Annotated in this window: 7 protein-coding genes; 4 read left to right on the forward strand and 3 right to left on the reverse strand. The window is 73.9% G+C overall.

Annotated elements, in window-relative coordinates:
• From AX737_RS03655 to AX737_RS03665, 3 genes are all read left to right on the forward strand, one after another.
• A partial coding sequence (locus AX737_RS03655) for an FAD-binding protein (protein ID WP_066919080.1) occupies window positions 1-1,313 on the forward strand: 1,313 nt, incomplete at its 5' end.
• Window positions 1,310-2,161: a carboxylating nicotinate-nucleotide diphosphorylase gene (gene nadC / locus AX737_RS03660; protein WP_066919081.1), complete on the forward strand. Its 852-nt coding sequence runs from the start codon at window positions 1,310-1,312 to the stop codon at window positions 2,159-2,161. The genes AX737_RS03655 and nadC, both read left to right, overlap by 4 nt.
• A gap of 382 nt (window positions 2,162-2,543) precedes the next feature.
• A complete protein-coding gene (locus AX737_RS03665) occupies window positions 2,544-3,206 on the forward strand; it encodes a L,D-transpeptidase (RefSeq protein ID WP_066919083.1) in 663 nt (220 codons plus the stop codon).
• Window positions 3,207-3,341: 135 nt separating this feature from the next.
• On the opposite strand, the gene AX737_RS03670 is transcribed toward AX737_RS03665, so the two are convergent.
• Window positions 3,342-3,773, reverse strand: a complete 432-nt coding sequence (locus AX737_RS03670; protein WP_066919089.1) for a DUF971 domain-containing protein — start codon at window positions 3,771-3,773, stop codon at window positions 3,342-3,344.
• A gap of 128 nt (window positions 3,774-3,901) precedes the next feature.
• On the opposite strand from AX737_RS03670, the gene moaA reads away from it, so the two are divergent.
• Window positions 3,902-4,930: a GTP 3',8-cyclase MoaA gene (gene moaA / locus AX737_RS03675; RefSeq protein WP_066919085.1), complete on the forward strand. Its 1,029-nt coding sequence runs from the start codon at window positions 3,902-3,904 to the stop codon at window positions 4,928-4,930.
• A gap of 15 nt (window positions 4,931-4,945) precedes the next feature.
• On the opposite strand, the gene AX737_RS03680 is transcribed toward moaA, so the two are convergent.
• On the reverse strand, window positions 4,946-5,158 hold the full coding sequence (locus tag AX737_RS03680) for a hypothetical protein (protein ID WP_066919087.1): 213 nt from the start codon (window positions 5,156-5,158) through the stop codon (window positions 4,946-4,948).
• Between the two features lie 102 nt (window positions 5,159-5,260).
• Window positions 5,261-5,474: BA14K family protein (locus tag AX737_RS03685; protein WP_197430448.1), on the reverse strand; the 214-nt coding region annotated here is incomplete at its 5' end.

Below are 5,474 nucleotides of genomic sequence, written 5' to 3' on the forward strand. Positions count from 1 at the left end.
GCGCCAGCCTCGGCGAGCCCGAGGTCGCGGCGCGCGTCGCCGCCGAGGGGCCGCGCCTGATCGACTGGCTCGTCCGCGTCGGCGTCGCCTTCGACCGGGCGGAGGACGGGGCGCTCGCCCTCGGCCTCGAGGCGGCCCACGGCCGGCGGCGCATCGTTCGCGCGGGCGGCGACGCCACGGGCGCGCGCGTCCTCGAGGGCTTGGTCCGGGCGGTGCAGGGTGCGCCCTCCGTCGAGGTCGTGGTCGCCACGGTCCGTGACCTCCTCCGCGACGGGCACGGCGCGGTGGCGGGCGTGGTCTGCGAGCGGGACGGCGTGCCCTTCCGCATCCCGGCCCGCGCCGTGGTTCTGGCCACCGGCGGGCTCGGCGCGCTCTACGCGGCCACCACCAACCCGCGCGGCGCCACCGGCCGCGGCCTCGCGCTCGCGGCGCGTGCCGGGGCGGTGATGCGCGACATGGAGTTCGTGCAGTTCCACCCGACCGCCATCGCGGCCGGCGCCGACCCGATGCCGCTCGCCACCGAGGCGCTGCGGGGGGAGGGGGCCCGGCTCGTGGACGAGCACGGCGAGCCGGTGATGGCCGGCGTCGCGGGCGGCGACCTCGCCCCCCGGGACGTGGTGGCGCGCGGCATCTTCGGGGCGCTGGCCCGGGGCCGGAGCGTCCATCTCGACACGCGCGGCGCGCTCGGCCACCGCATGGCCGCCCGCTTCCCCACCGTGGCGGCGCTCTGCGCGGCGGCGGGCATCGACCCGGCCGTGCAGGCGATTCCCGTGCGGCCGGCGGCCCACTACCACATGGGCGGCGTGAAGGTGGACGCCCACGGCGCCACCTCGGTGCCGGGCCTCTACGCCTGCGGCGAGGTCGCCTCCACGGGGCTGCACGGGGCGAACCGGCTCGCCAGCAACTCGCTCCTCGAAGGGCTGGCCTTCGCGGGCTTCATCGCGAACTTCATCGCGGACGGGCTCGCGGCGGCGCCGGGCCCCGCGCGGCCGCAGACGGGCGCGCCCCGACCGCCAGCCGACCTCGCCCCGATCCGCGCCCTGATGGAGGCCCGGGTCGGCGTGGTGCGGGACGAGGCGGGCCTCACCGAGGCCGTCGCCCGGCTCGCGCCGCGGGCGGCCACATGCGACGCCGCCCTCGTCGCGCTCCTCGTCGCGCACGCCGCGCTCGGCCGGCGGGAGAGCCGCGGGGCGCACTGGCGCAGCGACTTCGGCGGACAGGTGCCCGCCCGCCACAGCGAGACCACCCTCGGCGCCGTGCTCGCCGAGACCGAACCGGCGGCCCGCGAGGCCGCGGAGGCCCTGGCCCGATGAGCGACCTTCTCCCTCTCCCGCGGCTCCTAGTGGAGCCCGTCGTGCGCGCCGCCCTCTTGGAGGATCTCGGCCGGGCCGGCGACATCACCACGGACGCGATCGTGCCGCCCGAGGCCCGCCTCGAGGGCGTGATCGCGGCCCGCCAGCACGGCGTGATCGCGGGCGTGGACTGCGCCCGCATCGCCTTCGAGCTGATCGATCCGGCGGTCTCCGTCGCGGTCGAGCGGCCGGACGGCGCCCGCGTCGCGCCGGGCGACACGGTGCTGCGCCTCGCCGGGCCGGCCCGCGCCGTACTCACCGCCGAGCGCGTCGCCCTCAACCTGCTCTGCCGCCTCTCGGGCGTGGCCACCGCCACCGCGGGCCTCGTCGAGGCCGCGCGTCCCCACGGCAAGGCCGCGATCGTCTGCACCCGCAAGACGACGCCGGGCCTGCGCGCGCTGGAGAAGCACGCGGTGCGGGCCGGCGGCGGCTCGAACCACCGCTTCGGCCTCGACGACGCAGTGCTGATCAAGGACAACCACGTCGCGGTGGCGGGCGGCATCGTGCCGGCGATCGAGCGGGCCCGCGCGCGCGCCGGCCATCTCGTGAAGATCGAGGTCGAGGTCGACACCCTGGCCCAGCTGGAGGAGGCGCTCTCGGTCGGCGCCGACGCGGTTCTGCTCGACAACATGGATCCGGACACGCTCGGCCGCGCGGTCGCGATGATCGACAGGCGGGCCCTCTCCGAGGCCTCGGGCCGCATCACCCGTGAGACGGTCGGCGCGGTCGCGGCCTCGGGCGTGGACCTGATCTCCTGCGGCTGGATCACCCACAGCGCCGCGATCATCGACCTCGGCCTGGACGCCTGAGCACACAAAAGACGCGCGCTCCTCCGCGAAAGGGTCGCGGGAGAAGCGCGCGCTCGAAAGGTGGCCCGCGGTCTCAGGGGACGGGCGCGATCACTCAACCGTGATTCGGTTCGCGGGGCAGCCCGGTTCGCGTGAAAATTGTATACGATATGCGGTCGATGTCGCTCGTTCAGCCGCACGCGGCCGTTTATTCCCGTCTTACGGCCAAGCTGCCACAGTGTTGCCACGGGGTCACGAGGCCGGCGGAAGCGCGGCCGGAGCAGGTTTGAAGCTTGGCTTTGCGCGCGCGTCGTTTACCCGTTGGCGAGACGTCGCGCGCCATCGTGCGTGCCGACCAACCTGTCGCGTCCCGCACCTTCCCGCCTGCCTTCGAGAGACCTCGATGCGTCGTTCCGCCACCGCCCTCGCCGGGCTCGCCTGCGCCGCCGCGGCCTGGGCCTCGCCCGCGCTCGCCTACGAGATCGATCCGCTGACCCGCCAGCCCCTCGACAACGCCCTCACGGTGCGCGTGCGCCCGCAGGCGGTCGAGACCGTGGCCGTGCCGGTCTCCAACGCCTCGCTCAACGCCGCCGACCCGCTGGCCTCCGCGGTCCCGCAGATGTCGGCGATCCCGCGCGAGACGGTGGCCTATAACGGTCCCTACGGCGCCGGCACCATCGTGGTGTCGACGGCCGAGCGGCGGCTCTACTACGTGCTCGGCGGCGGCCAGGCCCTGCGCTACGGCGTCGGCGTCGGCCGCCCGGGCTTCACCTGGGGCGGCGTGCAGACCATCACGATGAAGCGCGAGTGGCCGGATTGGCGCCCGCCCGCCACGATGCTGCGCCGCCGGCCCGACCTGCCGCGCTACATGAAGGGCGGCATCGAGAACCCGCTCGGCGCTCGCGCGATGTATCTCGGCGGCACCATCTACCGCATCCACGGCTCGAACGAGCCGGAGAGCATCGGCACCGCCGTCTCGTCGGGCTGCATCCGCATGACCAACGAGGACGTCACCGACCTCTACACCCGCACGAAGGTGGGCACGAAGGTCATCGTCCAGCGCTGAGCGCCGGACGCATCCATTCTGAGCGGGCCGGCGGCGACGCAGGCCTTTTTTCGCGCACGCGCACGGAGTTCGTCGGATCCCCTCTCCCCGCTGCGCGGGGAGAGGGGGAGCCCTCGCGATCGCGCGGGGGCGTTCTCAGTGGCAGCCGCAGGAGCCGCCGCCGCATCCACCGCCGGCCGCCTTGGCCTTGAGGTCGGCCTGTCCCCGCCTGTCGCGGTCGAGGCCGCGCTCGGCCAGCTCCTTCAGGTAGGTCTGCCAGCGGTCGCCGTACTGCGCGCCCAGCTCGTGCAGGTAGCCCCAGCCGTAGATGCCGGTGTCGTGCATGTCGTCGAAGGCGAGCTTCACCGCGTAGTTGCCCACCGGCTGCACCGATAGGATCTCGACGTTGCGCTTGCCGCCGATGACCTTGCGCTCGGCCGGCGAGTGACCCTGCACCTCGGCGGACGGGCTCGAGATCCGCAGGTACTCGGCCGGCAGGTCGAAGCGCCCTCCGTCGTCGAAGGCCAGTTTGAGGACGCGCCTGTCCGCGGACAGGCGGATCTCGGTGGGCCAGCGTTCCTCGCTCACGGTCCAATCTCCCTGGAAGCGTTCCGCGCCCACGCTTGCTCCGCGGCGCGCATCCCCTCATATGCCAAGGCATGCCAGGTTCGTCACCCGACGTATCGCCCGCCACGCCGCAGAGCACCGAGTTCCGTATGTGGGGTCCGCGTACCGACACCGCCGCGCCCGTGACGCCGCTGATCGACCCGTTCCAGCGGGCGATCACCTATCTGCGCATCTCCGTCACGGATCGCTGCGACCTGCGCTGCGTCTACTGCATGGCGGAGGAGATGAACTTCCTGCCCAAGCGCGACCTGCTCACGCTGGAGGAGCTGGACCGGCTCTGCGGCGTGTTCATCGCGCGGGGCGTGCGCAAGCTTCGCATCACGGGCGGCGAGCCCCTGGTCCGGCGCGACATCCTGCACCTGTTCCGGCGGCTCTCGCGCCACCTCGATTCGGGGGCGCTGCAGGAGCTGACGCTGACCACCAACGGCACGCAGCTCGGGCGCTTCGCGGGTGAGCTCGCCGACCTCGGCGTGCGCCGGGTCAACGTCTCGCTGGACACCCTCGACCCGGACAAGTTCCGGGCGATCACCCGGCGCGGCGACCTGAAGGTCGTGCTCGACGGGATCGCGGCGGCGCGCGAGGCGGGGATCAAGGTGAAGATCAACGCGGTGGCGCTGAAGGGCGTCAACGAGCACGAGATCGCCGACATGATCGCCTGGGCCCACGGGCTCGGCATGGAGATGACGCTGATCGAGGTGATGCCGCTCGGCGAGGTCGAGGGCGACCGCACCGACCAGTTCCTGCCGCTCTCGGTGGCCCGCGCGCGCCTCGAGGAGCGCTGGACCCTGACCCCGCTGCCCGACCGCACCGGCGGTCCGGCCCGCTACGTCCGGGTCGAGGAGACGGGCGGGCGGCTCGGCTTCATCACGCCGCTGACCCACAATTTCTGCGAGAGCTGCAACCGGGTGCGCCTGACCTGTACCGGCAAGCTCTACATGTGCCTCGGCCAGGAGGACGCGGCGGACCTGCGCGCGGCGCTCCGCGCCTCGCCCGACGACGCGCTGGTGACGCAGGCGGTGATCGACGCGATCGCCCGCAAGCCGAAGGGGCACGACTTCGTCATCGAGCGCCAGCGCAAGGCGGCGGTGCCGCGCCACATGAGCGTGACGGGCGGCTGAGGCGGGCGCGCCCGCTCAGCCCGCGGCGAGGTCGGGCGGCATGTAGGGGTGGCCCTCCGCGGTCAGGGCCCGGTCCACGGCCTCGATCGCCACCAGGATCCGCGTGAGGTCCTCGGCCATGGTGACGGGCGAGGGATCCATGCCGGCGATGCGGCGGGCCAGCCCGTCGCGCGCCCGCGCGAGGCTCGCCCGGGCTCGGTTGAGGGTCTGTACGGCCTCCGCGGTCATCGCGCGTCCTTCTCATCGCCTCGGATCGGGGCCTCGCACGAAGAAGCGGCCCCGCACGCCGTCGCGTGCGGGGCCGTCCGCGCGTCGAGCGGGTCCGTCGGCTCAGGGGCAGGCGCGGCGCACGCCGCCCTTGGCGATGTAGGTGCCGGTCCGCGGGTCGTAGGTGCGGAAGCGGCGCGCGCAGGCCTCCTCGGCCGAGCCGTCGGTCTCGGCATAGCCGTAGTTCACCGGGGCGTAGCCGTAACCCGCCGGGGCGTAGCCGCCGTAATAGCCGTCGTCGTAGCCGTAGCCCGGATAGCCGTAGCCGCCGTAGAGG

It is taken from the genome of Methylobacterium sp. CCH5-D2 (assembly GCF_001556475.1).
Lineage (GTDB): Bacteria > Pseudomonadota > Alphaproteobacteria > Rhizobiales > Beijerinckiaceae > Methylobacterium > Methylobacterium hispanicum.

Bases quoted from the DNA above. Each gene is read 5' to 3' on its own strand.
- nadC (WP_066919081.1), top strand. From the start codon at position 1,310: ATGAGCGACCTTCTCCCTCTCCCGCGGCTCCTAGTGGAGCCCGTCGTG.
- AX737_RS03665 (WP_066919083.1), top strand. From the start codon at position 2,544: ATGCGTCGTTCCGCCACCGCCCTCGCCGGGCTCGCCTGCGCCGCCGCG.
- moaA (WP_066919085.1), top strand. From the start codon at position 3,902: ATGTGGGGTCCGCGTACCGACACCGCCGCGCCCGTGACGCCGCTGATC.
- AX737_RS03680 (WP_066919087.1), bottom strand. From the start codon at position 5,158: ATGACCGCGGAGGCCGTACAGACCCTCAACCGAGCCCGGGCGAGCCTC.